Origin of the sequence: Pseudomonas asiatica, assembly GCF_009932335.1 — a bacterium.
Lineage (GTDB): Bacteria > Pseudomonadota > Gammaproteobacteria > Pseudomonadales > Pseudomonadaceae > Aquipseudomonas > Aquipseudomonas asiatica.
This window is the reverse complement of record NZ_BLJF01000001.1, coordinates 1,255,244-1,275,505: the sequence shown is the minus strand read 5'-3', so window position 1 is coordinate 1,275,505 and position 20,262 is coordinate 1,255,244. Positions and strand designations below refer to the sequence as shown.

Here is a 20,262-nt window from a genome sequence, read left to right as displayed (position 1 = left end):
GGAAACGACAAAGCCCAGCGCTTGTCTTTCCAAGCACCGGACCGAGATACGTTTGAAGCAAGAAAATGGCAGGGGCGGCTGGATTCGAACCAACGCATGGCAGGATCAAAACCTGCTGCCTTACCGCTTGGCGACGCCCCTGTATCGGATGCAGCATCTGCTGCTCTGACAATTCCAACTGAGTGACAACTGGGTTGTTGTCTTGGAATGCGCGGCACTTTAACAACAAACTTTCGGTCTGTGAACCCCCTGATGAAAAAAAATTACCAAAAAACAGCGAGTTAGTCATTTTCGCGGTTGGCGAGGTGACCATCCGTCGCTTTCCGCCCGCTTGGCTTCAACACAATCGCATTCCTCCCTTCCAATCAGATGAACCATCTGCATTGACCAAGGAGGACCCCATGCCTGTCTCCCACGATCTTTACCAGGACTTGCACTACCCGCGCGAAATCGTCCAGCAGCGCCGACAGCAGGACAAGGCACTGGACCGTCTGCTGGACGAATACATGGACATCGACAACCAGGTGCTGGCCGCCGAGTCGATTTCGGCGGGCAACTTCGAGGATGAAGACCTGCGCCGCCTGAAAGAACGTCGGCTGGCAGTGAAGTACATGATCGAGCGCCAACTGGAGCAAAAGGCCTGAACTAACCCGGCAACATGGCCAGCGTCATGGCGTCCGGCTCACCGTCGTAGAACTGCACCAGCGCCAGCTGGAACAACGGGTTGCCGGGCGCGGCCTGGGCGAACAGGGTCAGGCACGAGCGCAGCTTGAGGTAGTCAGGGCTGCAGAGCATTTCACGGGCACTCTTGTCATGGTGCTGCAGCAGCGCAGTCACGCACGCTTGCAGGCGCGGGCCGAGCAGCGGATGAGCCAGGTAGGCACGGGCTTCGTCGATACCGGCCAGCGCATAGCGTTCGGCCATGGCGCTGTGGCCCAGGCCATCGAGCTGGGGAAACACGTACCACATCCAGTGGCTGCGCTTGCGCCCGGCCTGCAGCTCCTGCATCACCTGGTCATACACAGGGTTCTGCGCCTCTACGAAGCGCTGCAGATCAAAGTCGGCGTGCATGCTCGCCCCTCCTCGCACCGGTTCCAGCCTTTACTGTACGCCTGCATGGCGAACCTATCTCGTCAGGCGATGATTGCCGCGCACTTTCTGTATTAGTCAAAATGGCTGCCCTCGGGCAAGCTGCACCCTGCCCTGCCATCGCCCAAGGAGCTTTGCTTTTGCCTGCCTGGATCCCTACCCCGCTACGCCAGCTTGGCCAACGCCTGCGCGGCGCCGCCGCCAACCAGAGCGAACTGCTCGGCTGGTTCGAGGACAAGGCGCACAGCCGCGGTTACCAACTCAGCGACGGCCAACGCCGGGTAATCCACTGCATGGCCGAACAGCTGGCGCAGCTCGAACAAGGCCAGCCACGCAGCCTGTACCTGTACGGTTCGGTGGGCCGTGGCAAGAGTTGGCTGCTCGACGGCTTTTTCCAGGCCGTGCCGGTGCAGGCCAAGCTGCGCCTGCACTTCCATGACTTCTTTGCCCGCCTGCACCAGGGCATGCACCGCCACCGGGCGCTGGATGATGCACTGGGCGCGACCCTCGACGAGCTGGTGGGTGATTGCCAGGTGCTGTGCTTCGACGAATTCCATGTGCACGACATTGGCGATGCCATGCTGCTCACGCGGCTGTTCAATGCGTTGTTCAGCCGTGGCGTATTCCTGCTGGTGACGTCCAACTATGCACCCGAAGGGCTGCTGCCCAACCCGCTGTACCACGAGCGCTTCCTGCCGGTGATCCGCCTGATCAACAGCGCGATGGAAGTGCTGGAAGTGGGGGGCGATACCGATTTCCGCAGCCTGCCGGCCAACCGCGAACATCAGCGCTTTACCCGGGGCCACTATGTCTGGCCGGGCAATGCAGCGCAGCGCCAGGCGCTGAATGTGCCCGAGCCGCAGCCGGTGATGCTGGAAGTGAACAAGCGCCCGCTGCGCGCACTGGCGGTGGACGGCCGGCGGGTGGTGCTGGGCTTCGACGACCTGTGCGAAAAGGCCACGGCAGTGATCGACTACCTGGTGCTGGCCGGGCAATACGATGAGTGGATCATCGATGGGCTGGATGACTTGTCGGAATGTTCCCTGGCGGCGCAGCAGCGCTTCGTCAACCTGGTGGATGTGCTGTATGACCAGGACCGGCAGGTGCTGGTGATCGGCAAGCGGCCACTGGAAGAAAGCCTGGGCGGGCCGCTTGCCGACCTGATGCGTACGCGCAGCCGGTTGGGGCAGCTGCATCAGGTAGGACCCTAGAACTGCTTTGCCCGGGCCGGCCTCTTCGCGGGCATGCCCGCTCCCACAGGTATTGCACAGTTCTCAAGGCCTGCGACATCCCTGTAGGAGCGGGTTTACCCGCGAAGAGGCCAGCAAGGTCAAACCCTCAGCCAGCCCTGGGCAAGTCCGCCAGCACCGCCTCGATCTCCCCCAGCACCGCCGGGTCATCCAGGGTCGAAGGCGGCACATAATCCTGCCCGTCGGCAATCTTGCGCAGCACCGCCCGCAGAATCTTCCCGGAGCGGGTCTTGGGCAGTCGCTTCACCAACCGCACCCGGTTGAAACACGCCAACGCGCCAATCTCCTCGCGCACGCTGCCCACCAGGTCCACCAGCAACTGCGCCTCGGCAATGCCCTCGCCGTCCTTGAGCACCACCAGCGCCAACGGCACCTGCCCCTTGATCTCGTCATGCACGCCAATCACCGCGCACTCGGCGACCGCCGGGTGGCGTGCCACCAGGTCTTCCATCTCGCCGGTGGACAGCCGGTGCCCGGACACGTTGATCACGTCATCGGTGCGCCCCATGATGTAGACGAAGCCGTCATCGTCCAGGTAGCCACCGTCACCCGTGTGGTAATACCCCGGGTAAGTCCGCAGGTAAGCCTGCAGGTAACGCTCGTGGTCGCCCCAAAGCGTCTGGCTGCACCCGGGCGGCAATGGCAGGGCGATGACGATCGAGCCCTGGTGGTTCGGCCCCAGCAGGTTGCCCTCGTCATCCAGCACGCGCACGTGATAGCCCGGCACCGCCCGGTTGCTCGACCCGGGCTTCGCCGCACTGCCTTCCAGCCCTACGCAGGGCGCGGTGACCGGCCAGCCGGTCTCGGTCTGCCACCAATGGTCGTGCACCGGCTTGCCACTGACCCGTTCCAGCCATTCGTGGGTGCTGGAATCCAGTTTCTCGCCAGCCAGGAACAACTGGCGCAGCGAGCTCAGGTCGTGCTTGCGGATCAGCTCGCCCTCAGGGTCTTCCTTGCGGATGGCGCGCATGGCCGTAGGGGCGCAGAACAATGCGTTGACCTTGTATTGCTCCACCACCCGCCAGTAGGCCGAGGCATCCGGGGTGCGGATCGGCTTGCCTTCGTAGAACACCGTGGTGCAGCCGCTCATCAGCGGCCCATAGACGATCAGCGAATGGCCAACCACCCAGCCCACGTCGGATATGCCCCACCACACATCGCCGGCCTGCATGCCGTAGATATGGCGCATGGCGTAGCACAGCGCGACGGCATTGCCGCCGTTTTCCCGCACGATGCCCTTGGGTTTGCCGGTGGTGCCAGAGGTGTACATGATGTAAAGCGGATCACCCGCATCCAGTTCCACCGGTGGCACCGGCTCGGCTTTGGCCAATGCCGCCTGCCAGTCCAGGTCGCGGCCTGGCTGCAGCTGGGCACGCGCCTGCGGGCGCTGCAGCACCAGCACGTTGCGCGGCTGGTGGCGGGCCAGTTGCAGGGCACGATCGACCAGCGGCTTGTATTCGATTACCCGGTCGAACTCCAGCCCGCAGGACGCCGTCAGCAGCAGCGTCGGCCGGGCGTCGTCGATGCGCAAGGCCAGCTCGTTGGCGGCAAAGCCACCGAACACCACCGAGTGCACTGCGCCAATCCGCGCGCAGGCCAGCATGGCCATGGCCGCCTGCGGCACCATGGGCATGTAGATGATCACGCCATCGCCCTTGTTCACCCCCAGCTGGCGCAACAACCCGGCCAGGCGCGCCACCTCGTCACGCAGCTGGTGGTAGGTGTAGGCCTGTTGCACACCGGTCACCGGCGAGTCGTAGATCAGCGCCAGTTGCTCGCCACGGCCCTGCTCGATCTGGTGATCGAGGGCCAGGTAGCAGCTGTTCAGGCGGCCATCGGCAAACCAGCGGTGGGTACCGTCGGCATTTTCTTGCAGCGTGAGGGCTGGCTTGCGGTGCCAGGCCAGGTGCGCGGCCTGCTCCGCCCAGAAAGCGGCAGGGTCGGAAATGGAATGGGCGTAGCTGTGCTGGTAGCTCATATCGAAAGAAACCCGGTACTTGTTGTTATTGAAGGGCGAAACTTGAGTATGGACCGCTACACCCGCGCCGCCATGGGACTAAAGTCACAACCGACCTGCAAATTTGCAGACAACGCAAAAACGCCCCATAACGGTGCAAAGCCTCTAGAATAGGCCACCCCTTCAGCCACCGAGCAGCTCATGGATATCGATCAGGCCCGTACCTTTCTGGAAATCGTGCGTTGCGGCAGCCTGGTCGCCGCCGCCGAACGCCTGTTCGTGTCACAAACGGCGATCACCGCGCGGGTGCAGCGCCTGGAGCAGCAACTGGGCTGCCAGCTGTTCGTGCGCAGCCGCAACGGCGCCAGCCTGACCAGCGACGGCGAGGCATTCGTCAGTTACGCCAACCAGATGGTGCAAACCTGGGAAGCGGCGCGCCGCGACCTGCCGCTGCCCGAAGGCTGCCAGCAAGTGCTGCACGTGGGCGGTGAGGTGAGCCTGGGCAACCCGATGCTGCTCGACTGGGTCGGTGCCCTGCACCGCGAACTGCCCAGCCATGCCATCCGCAGCGAGGTGAGCGACGGCGAATCGCTGCTGCGCAAGGTCGAGATGGGCCTGCTGGATGCCGCGCTGGTCTACCAGCCGATCTACGGCCCGGGCCTGCAGGTGGAGCAGTTGATGGAGGAGAAGCTGATCCGTGTGCGCCGCGTCGACCAGCCGGACCCGTACATCTATATCGACTGGGGAGAAGCCTTCCGTCGCCAGCACGATGCCGCCCTGCCCGACTGCGCGCGCCCGGCGCTGAGCTTCAACCTGGGCCCGCTGGCCTTGCAGTTCATACTCGACCAGGGCGGCAGTGGCTACTTCCGCACGCGGGTAGTGCAGGCCTATCTGGACAGCGGGGTGTTCGAACGAGTACCGCAGGCGCCGGAATTCACCTACCCGACCTTCCTGGTGTACCCGCGTAAACGCGACAGCGAAGCCCTGCAACAGGCCTTCGCCATCCTGCGCCGTCTGGTGGCCGCCGGCGCCAGCGACTGGTCACAACGCTGGGACCCGCTTATCTGAAGCCTCGGCCTCGCTGAGCAACTGGCGCTTGAGGCCGGCGATCAGATCGGTCTGGGTGATCACCCCCACCAACTGGTCGGCATCGAGCACCGGCAGGCAATGCAGGCCCTGTTCGCACAGCAGTGGCAGCAAGCGCTCCAGCGGGTGCTGGCTGCTGACGCTGATTACCCGGCGGCTCATCACCTGCTCCATGCGCACCGTCTTGCGGCCGAACAACCCACGCCAACTGAAGCGGCCACGCTGCATGGCCGGGCCGACCAGATCGCTGAGGCTGACTACTCCCACCAGCTTGCCCTGCTGCAGCACCGGCAGGGTTTTCAGGTGGTGGCTGGCCAGCAGTTTCCAGGCCTGCTCCAGGGTAGTGTCGGGCGTGGCGAACTGCACGTCGCGGGACATCACCGAGGCCGCGGTGATGCCGCCGAGGCTGCGCTGCAGGGCGTGTTGCTCGGTGGCCAGGATGATGCGTTCCAGTTCGTCACGGGTGACATCGACGAACTCGCCCAGTTCTTCCAGAGCCTGGTCCAGGTCTTCCCCACGGATGCCGACCCGCTCGCTGGGCAGCGGGTCATGGGTGTGGTGCAGGTCCTTGCGCGGCACCGCGCCTTTCGGGTAGCGCACGCCGGTGAGGTGGTTGTAGAGGATCGCCACCGCTACCAGGATCAACGCGTTGAGCAGCACCGGCTCCAGCAGGTGGTCGCCCATGGCGGTAAGCCCGGGGTCGGCCAGCACCGCGCTCACCGCCACCCCGCCGCCTGGCGGGTGCAGGCAGCGCAGCAGGCACATCACCAGAATCGAGATACCCAGGGCTGCAGCGGCAACCCACAGCTGCGGGCCGAAGCCCTGGCGCATGGCCAGGCCGACCGCACCGGCCAGGGCGTAGCTGCCCAGCACAGGCCAGGGCTGGGCCAACGGGCCGGAGTGCACGGCGAACACCAGCACGGCCGAAGCTGCCAGCGGGCCGAGCAGGTGCAAGGCAATGCTGGGGCCGTAGGCCATGCTGGTCAGCCAGCCGGCGAGGAAAAGGCCGAACAACGCGCCGATACCGGCACGCAACCATTCTTTGGGGGGAATATTCAGGGGCGCTGGCAACAGCCGCTGCAAACGACTTTCGAAACGCGAGGCAGGCATGTAGGTAATCGGAATCTGTAGTTTTTTCTGGTTAAAAAGAAAGCCCAGCCGAGGTGGCCTGGGCCTCGTATTGCGGTCGCAATAGCACAAGGGGCTCCGTCCGTGGAGAGATGGAAACCACAGGGTTTCGTGGGGGAATTTTGCCGGGTGGGGTGAGATTGGGCTAATTCAAAAAAATGCGGCTGTACTGCAATTTTTTTGCAGTGGTGATATGGCCCACGGGGTCATGCTTGTCGGCTCCCACAATGGGGCTGCTTTGCAGCCCATCGCCGGCAAGCCAGCTCCCACAGGGCCCTGCACATGGCTTGAGGTCGATGCGAGCGGCGTGGGAGCAACTGTCTTGCTCAAATTCTAAAAGTTGGCGCGCTCCCTGTGGTAGCGGCCTTGTGTCGCGAAAGGGCTGCAAAGCAGCCCCAGCAATTTCAACTGTTGCGCATCAATCCTGGGGCCGCTTTGCGGCCCTTTCGCGACACAAGGCCGCTCCCACAGGTACAGCGACAACCTCGAGAGCAACGCTGTACCTGTGGGAGCTGGCTTGCCGGCGATGGGCCGCAAAGCGGCCCCGGCATTACCGAGCCTTGCGCGGCAAGTCGATGCTTACCCGCAAGCCGCCCAACGGGCTATCCAGCAGCGCCAGGCGCCCGCCCCAGGCCTCGACGATATCGCGCACGATGCCCAACCCCAGCCCGTGCCCGTCTACCTGCTCGTCCAGCCGCGAGCCGCGCTCCAGCACCTGCTGCCGCTGGCCCTCGGGGATACCGGGGCCATCATCATCGACCCACACCTGGTAGCCATCGGTACTCGGCGCGATACCCAGCCGCACCTCGCTGTCGGCCCACTTGCAGGCGTTGTCCAGCAGGTTGCCGAGCAGCTCCAGGATGTCCTCGCGGTCCCAAGGCAGCAGCAGCCCGGGCGGCACATCCCTGGCCAGCAGCAGGCCCTCGCCATGGATCATGCCCAGCGTCCCCAGCAACCCCGGCAGCTCGACGTCGCAGTCGAACTGCGCGCCAGGCAGCGCATCCCCCGCCAGGCGCGCACGGTTCAGCTCACGCGCCAGGCGCTGCTGAATCTGCTCCAGTTGCTCGCGCATCTGCGCGCGAACATCCGGCAGGTCTTTCAGGCGCTCGCTGGAGGCCAGGCTCAGCAACACCGCCAGCGGCGTCTTCAATGCATGGCCCAGGTTGCCCAGGGCATTGCGCGAGCGGCGCAGGCTGTCTTCGGTATGGCTCAGCAGGTGGTTGATCTGCCCCACCAGCGGCGCCAGTTCGCTGGGCACTTCGGCATCCAGCTGCGAGCGCTGGCCCTGCTGCAACTGGGCGATCTGCTGGCGTGCCCGCTCCAGCGGCCGCAGCGAGCGGGTCACGGTGATGCGCTGCAACACCAGCACCAGGATCAGCGCCACCAGGCCCATGCCCAGGCCGATCTGCTGCAGGCGCCGGAAACCTTCGCGTACAGGTGAATAATCCTGTGCCACGCTGATCGAGATGTCCTGGCCCAGGCGCCGGTAGTCGGCACGCAGGGCAAGCAGTTGCTGGCCTTCCGGGCCGAGTTCGTGGCTGTCGGAAAGGCCCGGCGCGGCGGGTTTGGGCATGTCCAGATCCCACAACGACCGGGAACGCCAGGTGCCTTTATCGAAATCGATGCGGAAGTAATAGCCGGAAAACGGCCGCTGGTAGGCGGCCGAGATACGCCGCTCATCCAGCTGCAGGCCCGAAGGCCCGCGCACCAGGGCCACCAGCAGGTTTTCGCTTTCCTTGCGCAGGCCATTCTCCAGGTAGCGCTGCAGGCCGACCTCGAACAACCACAGGGTCAGCTGCGCAAGCACCAGGCCGACCACCACCAGCACCGCCACCAGGCCCAGGCTCAGGCGCGCCTGGATCGACTTCACGCGGCGCTCCCGGCGTAGATGTAGCCCTGCCCGCGGCGGGTCTCGATGACGCTGCGGCCCAGCTTGCGTCGCAAGTGGTTGACGTGCACTTCCAGCACGTTGGAGTCGCGCTCGGTTTCACCGTCGTAGAGGTGCTCGGCCAGGTGGCTCTTGGACAGGATCTGCTGCGGATGCAGCATGAAGTAGCGCAGCAGGCGGAACTCGGCGGCGGTCAGCTGGATATCCACGCCGTCACGGTTCACGCACTGCCGGCTTTCGTCCAGGTGCAGGCCGGCCGCTTCCAGCGTCGGCTGGTTGGCCAGGCCACGGGCACGGCGCAACAACGCCTGGATGCGCAGCTGCAGCTCTTCGGGGTGAAAGGGTTTGCTCAGGTAGTCATCCGCCCCGGCCTTCAGCCCTTCGATACGCTCGGCCCACGAGCCACGGGCAGTAAGGATCAACACCGGCGTGGCCAGGCCGGCGGCACGCCACTGGGCCAGCACCTCCAGGCCCGGCAGGCCCGGCAGGCCAAGGTCCAGGATGATCAGGTCGTAGGGTTCGCTCTGACCCTGGTACACCGCGTCGCGGCCATCGGCCAGCCAGTCCACGGCGTAGCCCTGGCGCTGCAGGCCTGCGGTAAGTTCATCGGCCAACGGTACATTGTCCTCGACAAGCAACAGGCGCATTCAGTCGTCTTCCTCGTCTTTTAGCAGGGCACCGCTGCTGGCATCGAGTTTGATCTCGCGCACCACGCCTTCAGCTGTCAGCAACTCGACTTCGTATTCGTAGCGATTGTCGTCTTCTTCCAGCTCGGCCTCCAGCAGGCGCGCCCCGGGGTGACGCCCCAGGGCGGTTTCCAGCAGATGCTCGAGCGGCAGGATGATGCCCTTCTGGCGTAGTTCCAGGGCTTCGTCCTGATCGAGGTCTCGGGCAACGGCCAGGGAACACACGGCCAGCAGCGCCAGCGCGAAGTAGCGCGCCGGCCGCAGTAGGTGGATCATCAGTTGTCCCGCTCGTCCTTCAGCACTTCACCGGTCTTGGCGTCCAGCGCCACGTCCCATTCGACGTTCTGCGTGTCGCGCAGCTCGACCTTGTAGATGTAGCGACCGTACTCATCTTCAAGTTCCGAGTCGGTGACGGTGGCACCTGGGTGCTTGGCCACGGCGGCGGCCTTGAGTTCGTCCAGCGACTTGACGGTCTTGGCATCTACCAGCTTGACCACTTCGTCGGGCTGCACATCCTTGGCGATGGCGGAATGGGCGCCCAGGGCAAGGGCGGCGGCTACGGTGAACAGGGCAGTCATGCGTTTCATCGTTCTTCTCTCCTGAGAACTGTACAAGTTGTCTACGGGGTTAAGATTAACCACCGGTCCTTAATTCAACCTGAAAACAACTGGCGCCATGATAGCGCAGCTCCCACCCGTTCATCACAGGCCTCGGCAATGGCACAAATACCTGTGCATGCCTTGAACCCTTTACAATGACTCGCCTGCCGCCCAAGAGACCCGCCATGAGCGCCATTCACATCAAATACCCCGCCCTCACCTTCAAGGCCGGCCAACGTGCCCTGCGGCAGGTCCGCGAGCGCGGCCTGCAGGCGGCCGACGTCGGTGTGCTGCCGGGTGCGGCTGGCGGGCCGAAGCCGCTGGGCATCCAGGGCCTGGACCTGGCGCTGTTCGGTGAGTGGCTGCCGTCGGCGCCACGCCAACGTGCGCTGATCGGCGCCTCGATCGGCGCCTGGCGCTTTGCCAGTGCCTGCCTCGACGACCCGGTAGCAGGCATCCGTCGCCTGGGCGAACTGTACACCGAGCAGGATTTCGCCAAGGGCGTCACCCCGGCCGAAATCAGCCGCAGCTGCCAACACATGCTCGATGACCTGCTGCAAGGCCGCGACAGCCAGCTGCTGGCCAACCCGCACTATCGCCTGAACATCCTGGTAGTGAAGAGCCATGGCCAGCTCGCCCACGACCATCGCGGCCGCCTGGGCCTCGGCCTGGGTTCGGTGATCGCCAGCAACCTGCTCGGCCGCTCGCGCCTGGCACGGCACTTCGAGCGCGTCATCCTGCACGACGGCCGCGCCACGCCGCCGCTCGACGCACTGACCGACTTCCCCTCGCGCTGCCTGCCGCTGGACCTGGCCAACCTGCGCCATGCCCTGCTTGCCTCGGGCTCCATCCCCATGGTCATGGAAGGCGTGAAAGACATCCCTGGCGCAGGTGCAGGCACCTACCGCGACGGCGGCCTGCTCGACTACCACCTCGACCTGCCCTACCGCGGCGACGACCTGGTGCTGTACCCGCACTTCACCGACAAGGTCGTACCCGGCTGGTTCGACAAGGCCCTGCCCTGGCGCAAGGGCGATGCCACGCGCCTGCAGAACGTGCTGCTGATGACGCCCTCGCCGCAGTACCTGGCGGCCCTGCCCTACGGCAAGCTGCCCGACCGCAATGACTTCAAGCGTTTCATGGGCGATGCGCCTGGCCGCAAGCGCTACTGGTACAAGGCCATTGCCGAGAGCCAGCGGCTGGGCGACGAGTTGCTGGAGCTGATTGCCACCGGGCGGTTGCATGAACGCCTGCAAGCCTTGTAGCGGCCATGCTGGTAGACTGCGCGCATTCTTGATTCACATAGAGTTATGACAGCGTGGAAATCTTCAAGGATTCCACTTTGGATTCCCGCCGAAAACCGAGCGATACCACAATCGGCCATGACGCCCTGAATACGGCGTCATTGGCGTATCGCCTCGTACCACGCTGTACCTTCCCAATTCCAAAAACGTAGTACATCATCCAGTACATCCAACACGCAGCGAGAGGCAATGTACTAGTGGCGCTAACGGACACCGCGGCCAGGCAGGCCAAGCCCCGGGAAAAGAGCTACACCCTTGCGGACTCGCTAGGGCTCACGCTGTACATCGCCGAAACCGGCGTCAAGAGCTGGCATTTCAGGTTCACCTGGCTCGGCAAGCAGGCCCGGATTTCCCTTGGGACCTACCCAGAGATCGGTTTGAAGGAGGCACGTGCGCGAAGGGACGAGGCGCGCGAAGAGGTAGCGCAGGGAATAGACCCGCGCGAATCAAGGAGGATGAAGAAGACAGAGCGCCTTGGCGCCCAGGAGAGGACATTCCGCCGCGTCTACGACGAGTGGCTGGAATTCAGGAAGGGAAGCCTGACCAAGTCGACGGTCAAGGTGATTTCTAACGCGATGGAGCTGGATGTACTGCCGGCGTTCGGCCTGCGCCAGATCGATTCGATCAAGCGGTCCGATGTGATCACGCTGATTCGCCGCATTGAGCGTCGCGGGTCGGTGACCACTGCCGTCAAGACCAGGCAATGGATGGGTCAGGTCTTTCGGTATGCGATCGCCACCGGCATGATCGAGAACAACCCCACGGCGGAAATGCACACTGTCACTGAGAAAATGGCGCCGCACAAAAATCGGCCGTTCCTCGCCTTTTCGGAGATGCCGGCCATCATCAAGGCCATCGAGGAAAGCCAGTCAGGCCTGCAACTGCAGTGCGCCACCAAACTGCTGATCCTCACCGCCTGCCGGCCGGCTGAGGTGCGCAAGGCCGAATGGGCGGAGATCGACCTCGACACAGCGACCTGGGCGATACCAGCTGCCAAAATGAAGATGCGCCGCGACCATGTGGTACCGCTGTCTCGCCAGGCTGTGGAGATACTGCGCTCCATGCTGCCGATCTCAGGCGGGATGAAGTATGTGTTCCCAAACCGGTCTGATGCGGTACGGCCGATCGGCATCAACTACGCGGTAAACCTGCTGGATCGTTGCGGCTATACCGGCCGGCAGTCGCCCCATGGGTTCAGGCACTTGTTTTCCACGGAGATGAACAGCCGTGGCTACAACAAGGACTGGATTGAGCGCCAGCTGGCCCACGCCGACAGCAGCGCCATCCGTGATGTGTACAACCACGCCACATATATAGAGCAGCGCCGCGACATGATGCAGGCCTGGGCCGACATGGTGCTGCCACCAAAGGACTGGTTGGTGGCCTAATCACTCGTTCCCTTGGAGCGCCCACAGCCTGGCCGCCTCGGCCAGTTCAAGCATGTCCACCAGGTCACTCTCGTCTATTTCCTGCCGCCGGTGCGCAGCATAAGCCATCTCACTGAGCACAGCCGCGCGCCCATCAGGATCAGCCACCAGGGCAACCTGGTCGTTCAGCTCGGCCAACCAGGCCCCCGGCAGCTCAGTTGCCATAGTCGCCCACCGCCCGGCACCACCACGACTGGGCGTACAGCACCCCGTCAATTTCCTCGACACCGTTGATGTTGATTCCCAGCTGGGCCATGCCATTGAGCTTGGCGTCGTGCAGCCGGGGGATGATGTCAGGCCCGGGGGACGGGTTGAACACCCACGCCTGGGTAGATACCCGGCCCAGCGGCTCACTGTGGTGGTCACCGATGTGGATGTCGGCCCGCAGGGGCTGGACCTTCCTGAGCTGATCGGAAGGGATGGCCACGCCATTCACGCGGCGGCGAACGAGGAGAAAGTACATGCTGCACCAATACTGTATATAGATACAGTATCGTAGCCATCAAAGCGCTCACCGGGCAACTGCCGGTCAGCGGGTCGACTTCATCCTGTCGACCACCGCCTCACAGGCCAGCCCAGCTATTCGGCTTCTCTCAAGCGCCGCTGCGAGGTCTCCCGCCATTCGGTCAGACTCTTCAAGCAATCCCCCGAGCACCACGACGGCAGAGGTTCCTGCCTGGCGCTGCTGGGCAGCGATGGTATCGCAGGTGGCTCGGTGGCCGTCCCGCAGTCTGGCGATCTCGCCGCGCAGCCCGTCAGCAGCAGACTCAGCAGTAGCGGCGCGGCCTTGGGCCAGCTCCAGTTTCTTGCGTGCACTCTCACCCTCCTCGTCCGCCGCGGCTTGGCGGCGTTGTTCCTCTGTTCTGGTCTTGGCGGCAGCGCGCCGGTCACGCTCAGCCACCTGCAGGCGGTAGTCGGCCAACTCGATCCGGGCGGCGCCGGTTTCGCCTTGGGCAACCACCACCCGGTACTGCTGGCCCCCGGCGACAAGCACCAGGGCGATCAGCCACCAGCACCAGGCCGGTACCGCGCCGAGCCAGTTCACGCCAGCACCCCGCCAAGCTCGACCCAGCGCCCTAGCAGCTTGTCCAGGCGATGCGGGTTCTGCCCGTAGGTGTTGCCTGGCAGCGACGCCCAGATGTTCGAGCACTTAGCGATAGCCTGCTGGATGCGGCCGGCCTTGATATCGTCCAGGGCCTTGCGTTCGCGGATCTGCTGCAGCGCGATGCGGTCCTGGTTCTCCGGCGTGAACCCGCCAGCCAAGCGCAGGCTGACCCGGTATGCATCCCAGTAACGCTCGAGCAACTGGTACCGGCCGGCTGCCGTGCTGGTCACAGGCTTTCCGTTGATGGGGAATGTCAGCTTACGCCGCGGGTGGTCCGCGTAGCCTTGGAACAGTCCGCCGCCGTACAGCACGTTGTATCCGTCGTCGCTCGCCCTGACGGTCGAGGTGCCTTCAGAGAAAGCGATCAGGTCCAGAAACCGGAGCACGTTCGCGCCTCCGGCCTGGGTTTCGGTGAGTCTGGACATGGTTTCTCCAGGCAAAAAAAATGCCCGCAACTGGGCGGGCATTGGGGAGTATCTGAAGCAGTTGCTGCTCGTTGATGGGCATTCAGTTTTCTCCAGGCAAAAAAATACCGCCGGGCGGCGGTCGGTGGTTTCGGTGCGGGTCAGGCCGGCGGCGCTGGCCAATCGATGATCGCTGGGTAGCCGTCCTGCTCGGGCACTTCGACCAGGTCGAGGCGGTAGTTCTTCCAGGCCTTGAGCTGGTCCTGCTTGGCTTGATCGGCGCGGCCCAGCTCTACGGCGTCCTGCAGCGGGGCGATGGCGTCGTCAGCGATCTTTCGCAGGCGACCCGTTTCAGTAACGGCGGCCAGCAGCAGCTGCGCTGCAGCGGTTTCCGCCTTCATCTCGGCAGTAACAAGCTGCGACCAATCCACAACGCCCGGGGCTTCCTGTCCCAGGACTTCGGAGTTCTGCCCAGGCAGCAAAATCTGACCATCCGGCGGGCTCACAATGTCGCTTGGAAACCTGACGCTTTGAGGCGCGTCATCGGCATGCGGCAGGATCAAAGTGAGCGTCAGGCTGCCACCGATACGCTCTACAGGCCCGAGAAGCCAGGGCGAAGCAACAGCCTGACCTGGAAGTGTTGCGCCCTCAGACACGGCAGCGAAATCGAAGATTTTGCCGTTGATTGACAGCGATTCTCCATTACGAGCAATCGAGAGCGATTCTGGAGAGCCGATAGGAACAAGCTTGATAATCATCAGAACCACCTTCCCACTGCAAGGACATTGAAAGAGAACGCACCCGATCCGGTTGTAGCCGGCCCCGCACCGAACCATGCATTCAATGCCGAGCCGCTACTTGCCGACAGATGTGTGATCCAGGCGGAGCGAGCCGAAATATCTGACTCATAGAACTGGCCATACAGGTCTGGTGGAGAGACGAACGCTACCGGCAAGCCGGCGGTGATGTTCACATATCGAACGCCAGTGCCAGTCGCCCACGATACTGCGCCATTGGCAATGCTCACTTTCTGACTGGAAATCATGAGCCCGCATGCAAACTTCCAGTAGGTGCCCACGGAGTTGGTGACCTGCTGCATCAGCGCGCCGGTGGGTACGCCACCTGTTTGGCTAAGTTCGCCAACAATCGCAGCGACTGCCGCTGAACCCAGGTTCAGTCCGGCACGGGCCGCTGCGGCGGTAGTGCCGCCGGTCCCCCCTTTTGCCACGGGGACTACGTTCTCGGTCGAGACGGAGCCCAGGCCGGCCAAGGTGGAACCCCATTGGTCGACGATCTGACGCAGGCGGTCGGCAGACTCCTTCACATAGCCTTGCATCGGGGCGAGGCCATATGTGCCACCGGCTACGGTCGAGCCCTGGTAGGCAGGCAAAATGCTCAGCACCGTGCCGCTGGCAATGTTGGTAACTTCATACCAGCGCCCGTCAGGCCCTTGAAAAGCGTCACCAACTCGGGCATTGGCAGAGAAGTTGGTGTTGGTTCCCGTAACCGTAGTCTGACCGGCCGTGATCGCAACCGTGCCCGTTCTATACCATGGCATGCTTGGTTCCTTTTAAAGAGGTTTCATTGGTCGAGATGCGAAGAGGGTCCGGCCGTTGACGCTGAGCGCGTTTATGCCGTCGAAGTTTTCGCAGTACATCTGCAGCACGTCCCGTCTTCCAGGAAGAAACCCGCCGTAATTCGCCCTGAATGGCTGGGTGGTTTGACCAACGTTGGTTGCAGAGAAAAGGGCATTCGCGAGGACGTAGTCGGCATAATTTCCGGTCCATGCCATCTGCGCCGGCGAGGCGTAGTAACCGGCCCCGGTGATGGGTGTTCCTGCTGTCGCGAACGAGTTGTTTGCTGGTTGGCTGTTGAGCAAGGCCAGGTTCGCGGATGTGACGAAAGTTCGGTTACCCGCTGCATCCCGCACTGATGCTCCGTACGCATCCACAGGCGTGTTCGGCGTCATGTAGCTTGCGCAAAACCAGTTGATCATCATCGGATACAGCGCGGTGGTTCCGTGAGCCGCCTGGTTGTTGTAGGCCTTGATGCGGAACCCGGTCCAGTTGCCGGGAGACCCGGTGACGAAGAAGCTCCCCACCATCATGTAGTTGTCGGCATTCAGGAAGATCATCGGGCGCTCATAAGTCGTGACAGGCTGAGGAAATGTCACATTGCCGTACTGGATCTGATTCGCGCTGCCCGGACCCTGAAATCCGATATTCATGCGTCCGTTGTACCGGACACTGAGCACTCTGTTGGTAGCATCTATCTGGGTGCGAATATTGTTGTTCGCTGCCCTTATGCCGTAGCTGCCCGCGGCAGAAAAAGGCTCGCCACCTTGCGACAGGATCATCACCTGCCAGGTGCTGGTGCGGGGCTGTCGCAGCTGCAGCTGCCCAGCAGTTGCCCAAGCGGGCGGGCTCCAGGTGTAGTCACCGCCGTCAAACAGCGCATCAACCACAACAAAGGACGCCGCCTGGATCTCCGGTATGGCGATGTACTGGTCGAAGGCGTTGTTGCCGACAACCTGTATCATCTTTAGAGAGCGGATCGGCGTAATGGTCGTGTCCAGGGTGATGGCCCCAGACGCATCTCGCGTCCGAAGGCCGTACACGTCGGTCATTGGGTCATCCTCCCTACCGCAGTTCGCTCGATGCCGTTAGCGTCGTACACGTACAAGCCGCCGTTGTTCAGCAGCGTCGAGCCGTTGGCATCCTGGCCACGGAGCGTGAAGGTGCCGGCTGCGAAGTTGATCTCCAGCAGCGGCAAGCCTTGCGAGTTGAGCGCGGCCGACCTGATGGTCATACCGGCCACGATCTGCTGGATGAACGCCGTGTTGATCACGGCGGAGTTGATGAAGACCTGGCCGCCCTGAACCACGAAGGGCAGGATCAGCTGGCCACTGACCTCGTCAACCACGCCGAACCGCTGTGCGAAGGCCAAGATCTCCGACGTTTCACCATCGGTACCGACCGAAAGGCCAGCCATCACCTTTCTGCCGCCGACAATGGTCTGTGCCTTGATGGTGGTCTGGGCTCGGACCCTTCCATCAACACCGACCACGGCTTCGCTTACCTGCTGGACCGAGGCGGCGGTCTGGCTGATGGATGCCTCCAAGGTGTCCGACTTGCGCGCCAGCGCCTGGTCGGCATCGGCGAGCGTGCGCACCTCGGTGGCGATCTTGGCCTTGGTCTGCCAGGCATCCAGAGCCCCCGTGAGATCACCCTCCCCGCTGTCCCCACGGCCAGCCGTATACACCGACTCGACCGAGGTGCGTAGCGAAGCAAGCGCCTGATCCGTATCGGATAGGGACTCGCTCACCTCCTGGATATGCGAGGCGTTGCCGTCGACCTCTGTCTTCAGCTGGCTCAGCCTGCTGGCCGTCGCCTGCTCGTTCGTAGCAACCACTTGCTCAAGGTTGCTGATCCCAGCCTTATTACCGGCGACCTGAGCGTCCAGCGTGGTCAGTCGAGTAACGGTGGCTTCGTTCTGGGTAGCGCGAACGCGCACTTCATCAGCAAATCGGGCGGTGGAATCCCAGCCTTTCATGGCGTCTGCGAGCTCGCCTTCTCCGTCGTCATCGCGCCAGGCTGCCTGCAGGGCCTGCAGCTGGCTGGCCGAAGCCGTCACCTTGCCGTCTAGGTCACTGATATCGGTGGTGTTCTGCTGCACTTGCAGCGCCAGCGCATTGGCCGTTTCGAGGATGGTTCCGATGTCTGCCCAGTAGCTGGCGTTTGGCGGCGTGACGCCGACCGGAACATCGGCGATGGCCTGAAACAGCCGCTGGCCCAGGCGCACCACGTCACCCTTCGTGTAGGCACTCTCCGGGTCGTAAGCCAGAGCGTCGGTTAGCTGGTCAATGCGGTCGATCAGTTCCTGTGTGGCCTCTTCCAGCCGATCGTTTACCGAGCCGGGCCCATCACCGGAAATCAATTCGATTTCCTTCAAGAGCTCCTGGCCAAGCTCGCTCTTGCCGATCTTGCCAGCCAGTGCCGCGAGAAAAGCAGTGACATCATTCGATGTGGAAGCCACTACTTTCAGGAAGGCGCTGACTCCGTAGGCGTTCTTCGAGCGCACGAAATAGGCATAGTTAGTAGCAAATGCCAGTCCGGTGTGCGTCAGGGTGAGGCCCTGACCAAGGTAATCACCCTGCGTGGCCTGAGGCTCAGTAGAGAAGAAATACTCGTAGGTGCCGCCGTTCAGCCCGTGCTGGACGTTGCTCGGGAACAGGGTAATCGTGTCGATGGTGGACTGAACCGTGCACGCCTCGGGAATTGGCGGCCCGTCAATGTTCACGGTGATACTGGCTTCGCCGGAGCGGGTCAGCGGGCCCAGGGCAGCCACGCTCATCGTGTAGCTGCCAGACGGCAGGCCGGACAGCGGCAACTGCAGAGTCGTCTCGGGCACCTGCTGGGCCTGCACCGCAGTGCCGCCCTGACGGATGGTGACCGCATACCCTGTGACAATTCCCGCGGGCTGCGTCCAGCTAAGCACGCCCTGGGTCACTTCTGCAGTCTCGTCGGGCACCCAGGACAGGTTGGTAGGGCTGCCCAGGCCACCGGTCGGCAGGTCGATGAAGCCAATAGGGTTGTACGGCTGACCCACGGCATCGTCGAACTGCGCTGCGTCGTACTGCTGCAGCTGGGCGGTGCACCCTTGGTCTGCGCCCATGCTCCAGTTGGTTACGATGAATTCGCCCAGGATGTTCAGCGACGGCAGGTTCACGCGCACGGCGCGGCCCGGCCGGCAGTTGTAGCCCAGGAAGTTCATGGGAATACTGATGGTGCCGCCCGCGCGCCGGCGGCGCAGCTCGATGTTCGCCAGGCGCTGGGCCTGGTAGGCGTCAGTGACATAGGAGAAAGACAGCGTTTCAGCTGCCTCGCCGCCGTCCACGATCACCCATTCGGCAACGGAGACCTCGGGATAGTCGGTCTCCGTCCACGATTGCGAGGTATCGACGAAGGTGCCGCGCACCGTGTTGATCGCGGCGTCGTTGGTCGGCTCGGTGCTGCCGGTGATGGTGCCGACCACCATGTCTTCGGTGATCTCGTAGTCGTAGGGGCCGTAGTAGGCCCCGGCCTGGAACATCCAGCGGCCACCGACACGAATGGTTCGGCCACCGCAGGAGGCCTCGAGCTTCTGCAGCACATTCGTGCGCTGCTCGTCGGCGCCAATCACGCAACTGCTGCGGTAGCGAGGGCTGATCGTGTTGTCAGGGTTGGCGACCGACTCGTCGCAGATGTTGGCACCACTGGCGAACGTCTCGAACACTATCTCATCGTCCGGCACGCCGCAGCGGTTGCGCAGGAACCAGAGGATGTGCAGCGCCGTGTTCTCGGTGTACACCGCCATGCCGCTGCGCGGGTCGTAGATGTCGTTGCGGCCACGGACAATGAAGCGCGCGTCGGGGATTCCCGACGGGAACTTCTCGGCGCTGTACTTGAGTGACAGGCGCACGAACGACAGCCCGCGGCCGATCTGCTCATCCTTCCAGTCCGGGCAGTTGGCCTTGAGGAAGGCGTTCACCTGCGTCGGGTTGACGACCAGTTCATAGGTGGCGTGCTCGCCGTAGGTGGCGATATCCTCCTCGCCAAGGTAGATGTTTTCCAAGGCGTCGACCGGCCCCTCGCAGAGGACGTAAACCAGGTGCAGCCACTCGCCATCAGTTTGGTCGCCGGTCTGCTCCTGCGCCCAGACCAGCACCCCACCGGTACTGACGCGGCCAAGGATGAAGCGCGCGGGTGCCTTGGACGAGCGGACGGTCTGCGCCGAAGGCTCGTTGTCACGCAGTGGCGACTTGGTGTTCAGCTTCTCCTGCTGCTCGGCCATATAGAAGGCCATGCCGGCGCCGATAGCCGCCCCCACCGGGCCGCCCTGGATGAAGCCAATCACCGCACCAACAGCTACCTGAGCAATCTTCCTGACGCCACCGGACATTATTCAACTCTCCAGACTGCAAGCGGATCGCACACCACGCGGGCGACCCCGTCGACAGTGGTCGCCCAGAATTCGTTTGCCCAATACACGGCCATCGACCGTCCGCCGGGCGCTTCGTACATGGCGATGTCGCCACGCTGGATGAATGCCGGCGCCACACGGGCGAAGCAGGCATCCCACGCCGCCTCGAGGCTGCCGTGCCGCTTCTTCAGCGCCCGCTTCGCCCCGGCCTCGGTCTTGTAGGTGCCGCGGTACGCCTCAGCCGGGTCGGTACCGCACACCGCTACCGCGCAGTCCGCCGCGAACAGGCAGCAGTCAAATTCGCCCCATGAAAAAGGCCGCTCTAAGGCGGCCTTGATCACTTCACTGAGGCGTGTGGTCCAGTCTCGGTAGCGCATG

General features: G+C 63.4%; 21 protein-coding genes and 1 tRNA gene. 5 read left to right on the top strand and 17 right to left on the bottom strand.

From position 1 onward, the window contains the following. Window positions 1-66: 66 nt before the first annotated feature. Window positions 67-141, bottom strand: a tRNA-Gln gene (locus GYA95_RS06035). A gap of 260 nt (window positions 142-401) precedes the next feature. Here GYA95_RS06035 and GYA95_RS06030 point away from each other — a divergent pair. Continuing rightward, window positions 402-644 (top strand): DUF465 domain-containing protein, encoded by a 243-nt coding sequence (locus GYA95_RS06030; RefSeq protein ID WP_013971925.1) that lies wholly within the window; start codon window positions 402-404, stop codon window positions 642-644. Between the two features lies 1 nt (window position 645). Here GYA95_RS06030 and GYA95_RS06025 read toward each other — a convergent pair whose 3' ends face one another. After that, entirely contained in the window at window positions 646-1,071 is a 426-nt protein-coding gene (locus tag GYA95_RS06025; RefSeq protein ID WP_015269728.1) for a DUF1810 domain-containing protein, read from the bottom strand. A gap of 158 nt (window positions 1,072-1,229) precedes the next feature. On the opposite strand from GYA95_RS06025, the gene zapE reads away from it, so the two are divergent. Beyond that, complete coding sequence (zapE, locus tag GYA95_RS06020) at window positions 1,230-2,300, top strand: cell division protein ZapE (RefSeq protein ID WP_015269727.1); 1,071 nt, start codon at window positions 1,230-1,232, stop codon at window positions 2,298-2,300. 127 nt (window positions 2,301-2,427) lie between these two features. Here zapE and GYA95_RS06015 read toward each other — a convergent pair whose 3' ends face one another. Continuing rightward, window positions 2,428-4,317, bottom strand: coding sequence for a propionyl-CoA synthetase (locus GYA95_RS06015; RefSeq protein ID WP_015269726.1), 1,890 nt, complete (start codon window positions 4,315-4,317; stop codon window positions 2,428-2,430). Between the two features lie 180 nt (window positions 4,318-4,497). Here GYA95_RS06015 and GYA95_RS06010 point away from each other — a divergent pair, with 180 nt between their 5' ends. Further along, the gene (locus GYA95_RS06010) at window positions 4,498-5,364 is read left to right on the top strand and encodes a LysR family transcriptional regulator (RefSeq protein WP_015269725.1); all 867 of its coding nucleotides are present in this window, start codon (window positions 4,498-4,500) and stop codon (window positions 5,362-5,364) included. Here the strand turns inward: GYA95_RS06010 and GYA95_RS06005 are convergent. The 5 genes from GYA95_RS06005 to GYA95_RS05985 all read right to left on the bottom strand — a co-directional run bounded on the left by GYA95_RS06005 (window position 5,338) and on the right by GYA95_RS05985 (window position 9,671). Continuing rightward, complete coding sequence (locus GYA95_RS06005; RefSeq protein ID WP_015269724.1) at window positions 5,338-6,492, bottom strand: HPP family protein; 1,155 nt, start codon at window positions 6,490-6,492, stop codon at window positions 5,338-5,340. The genes GYA95_RS06010 and GYA95_RS06005 overlap by 27 nt on opposite strands. 568 nt (window positions 6,493-7,060) lie before the next feature. After that, window positions 7,061-8,380 (bottom strand): ATP-binding protein, encoded by a 1,320-nt coding sequence (locus tag GYA95_RS06000; RefSeq protein WP_015269723.1) that lies wholly within the window; start codon window positions 8,378-8,380, stop codon window positions 7,061-7,063. Then, entirely contained in the window at window positions 8,377-9,045 is a 669-nt protein-coding gene (locus GYA95_RS05995) for a response regulator transcription factor (RefSeq protein ID WP_013971919.1), read from the bottom strand. Before GYA95_RS05995 ends, GYA95_RS06000 begins: the two co-directional genes overlap by 4 nt. Continuing rightward, a complete protein-coding gene (locus tag GYA95_RS05990) occupies window positions 9,046-9,360 on the bottom strand; it encodes a PepSY domain-containing protein (RefSeq protein WP_013971918.1) in 315 nt (104 codons plus the stop codon). It abuts the gene before it with no gap. Further along, on the bottom strand, window positions 9,360-9,671 hold the full coding sequence (locus GYA95_RS05985) for a PepSY domain-containing protein (RefSeq protein ID WP_015269722.1): 312 nt from the start codon (window positions 9,669-9,671) through the stop codon (window positions 9,360-9,362). The genes GYA95_RS05990 and GYA95_RS05985 overlap by 1 nt, the downstream gene beginning before the upstream one ends. Before the next feature lie 197 nt (window positions 9,672-9,868). Between GYA95_RS05985 and GYA95_RS05980 the strand changes: the two genes are divergently transcribed. Then, window positions 9,869-10,948, top strand: a complete 1,080-nt coding sequence (locus GYA95_RS05980) for a patatin-like phospholipase domain-containing protein (RefSeq protein ID WP_015269721.1) — start codon at window positions 9,869-9,871, stop codon at window positions 10,946-10,948. Window positions 10,949-11,184: 236 nt separating this feature from the next. Next, window positions 11,185-12,375, top strand: a complete 1,191-nt coding sequence (locus GYA95_RS05975) for a tyrosine-type recombinase/integrase (RefSeq protein ID WP_100413139.1) — start codon at window positions 11,185-11,187, stop codon at window positions 12,373-12,375. Here GYA95_RS05975 and GYA95_RS05970 read toward each other — a convergent pair whose 3' ends face one another. The 9 genes from GYA95_RS05970 to GYA95_RS05930 form a co-directional block, all read right to left on the bottom strand. Beyond that, window positions 12,376-12,579 (bottom strand): hypothetical protein, encoded by a 204-nt coding sequence (locus GYA95_RS05970; RefSeq protein ID WP_100413140.1) that lies wholly within the window; start codon window positions 12,577-12,579, stop codon window positions 12,376-12,378. Next, window positions 12,569-12,877, bottom strand: a complete 309-nt coding sequence (locus GYA95_RS05965; RefSeq protein WP_100413141.1) for a hypothetical protein — start codon at window positions 12,875-12,877, stop codon at window positions 12,569-12,571. Before GYA95_RS05965 ends, GYA95_RS05970 begins: the two co-directional genes overlap by 11 nt. A 66-nt stretch (window positions 12,878-12,943) precedes the next feature. Next, window positions 12,944-13,459 carry a DUF2514 family protein gene (locus GYA95_RS05960; RefSeq protein ID WP_161551334.1) on the bottom strand — a complete coding sequence of 172 codons (516 nt, stop codon included), beginning with the start codon at window positions 13,457-13,459 and terminating at the stop codon, window positions 12,944-12,946. Next, window positions 13,456-13,944, bottom strand: coding sequence for a glycoside hydrolase family 24 protein (locus GYA95_RS05955; RefSeq protein WP_161551333.1), 489 nt, complete (start codon window positions 13,942-13,944; stop codon window positions 13,456-13,458). Before GYA95_RS05955 ends, GYA95_RS05960 begins: the two co-directional genes overlap by 4 nt. Before the next feature lie 140 nt (window positions 13,945-14,084). Beyond that, window positions 14,085-14,681: a tail fiber assembly protein gene (locus tag GYA95_RS27840; protein WP_238841719.1), complete on the bottom strand. Its 597-nt coding sequence runs from the start codon at window positions 14,679-14,681 to the stop codon at window positions 14,085-14,087. Then, on the bottom strand, window positions 14,681-15,481 hold the full coding sequence (locus GYA95_RS27745) for a hypothetical protein (protein ID WP_015271410.1): 801 nt from the start codon (window positions 15,479-15,481) through the stop codon (window positions 14,681-14,683). Before GYA95_RS27745 ends, GYA95_RS27840 begins: the two co-directional genes overlap by 1 nt. A 12-nt stretch (window positions 15,482-15,493) precedes the next feature. Next, window positions 15,494-16,549, bottom strand: coding sequence for a hypothetical protein (locus GYA95_RS05940; RefSeq protein WP_102059549.1), 1,056 nt, complete (start codon window positions 16,547-16,549; stop codon window positions 15,494-15,496). Continuing rightward, window positions 16,546-19,863, bottom strand: a complete 3,318-nt coding sequence (locus tag GYA95_RS05935) for a phage tail tip fiber protein (RefSeq protein WP_161551332.1) — start codon at window positions 19,861-19,863, stop codon at window positions 16,546-16,548. Before GYA95_RS05935 ends, GYA95_RS05940 begins: the two co-directional genes overlap by 4 nt. Continuing rightward, entirely contained in the window at window positions 19,863-20,261 is a 399-nt protein-coding gene (locus GYA95_RS05930) for a DUF6950 family protein (protein ID WP_161551331.1), read from the bottom strand. The genes GYA95_RS05935 and GYA95_RS05930 overlap by 1 nt, the downstream gene beginning before the upstream one ends. Window position 20,262 lies beyond the last annotated feature (1 nt).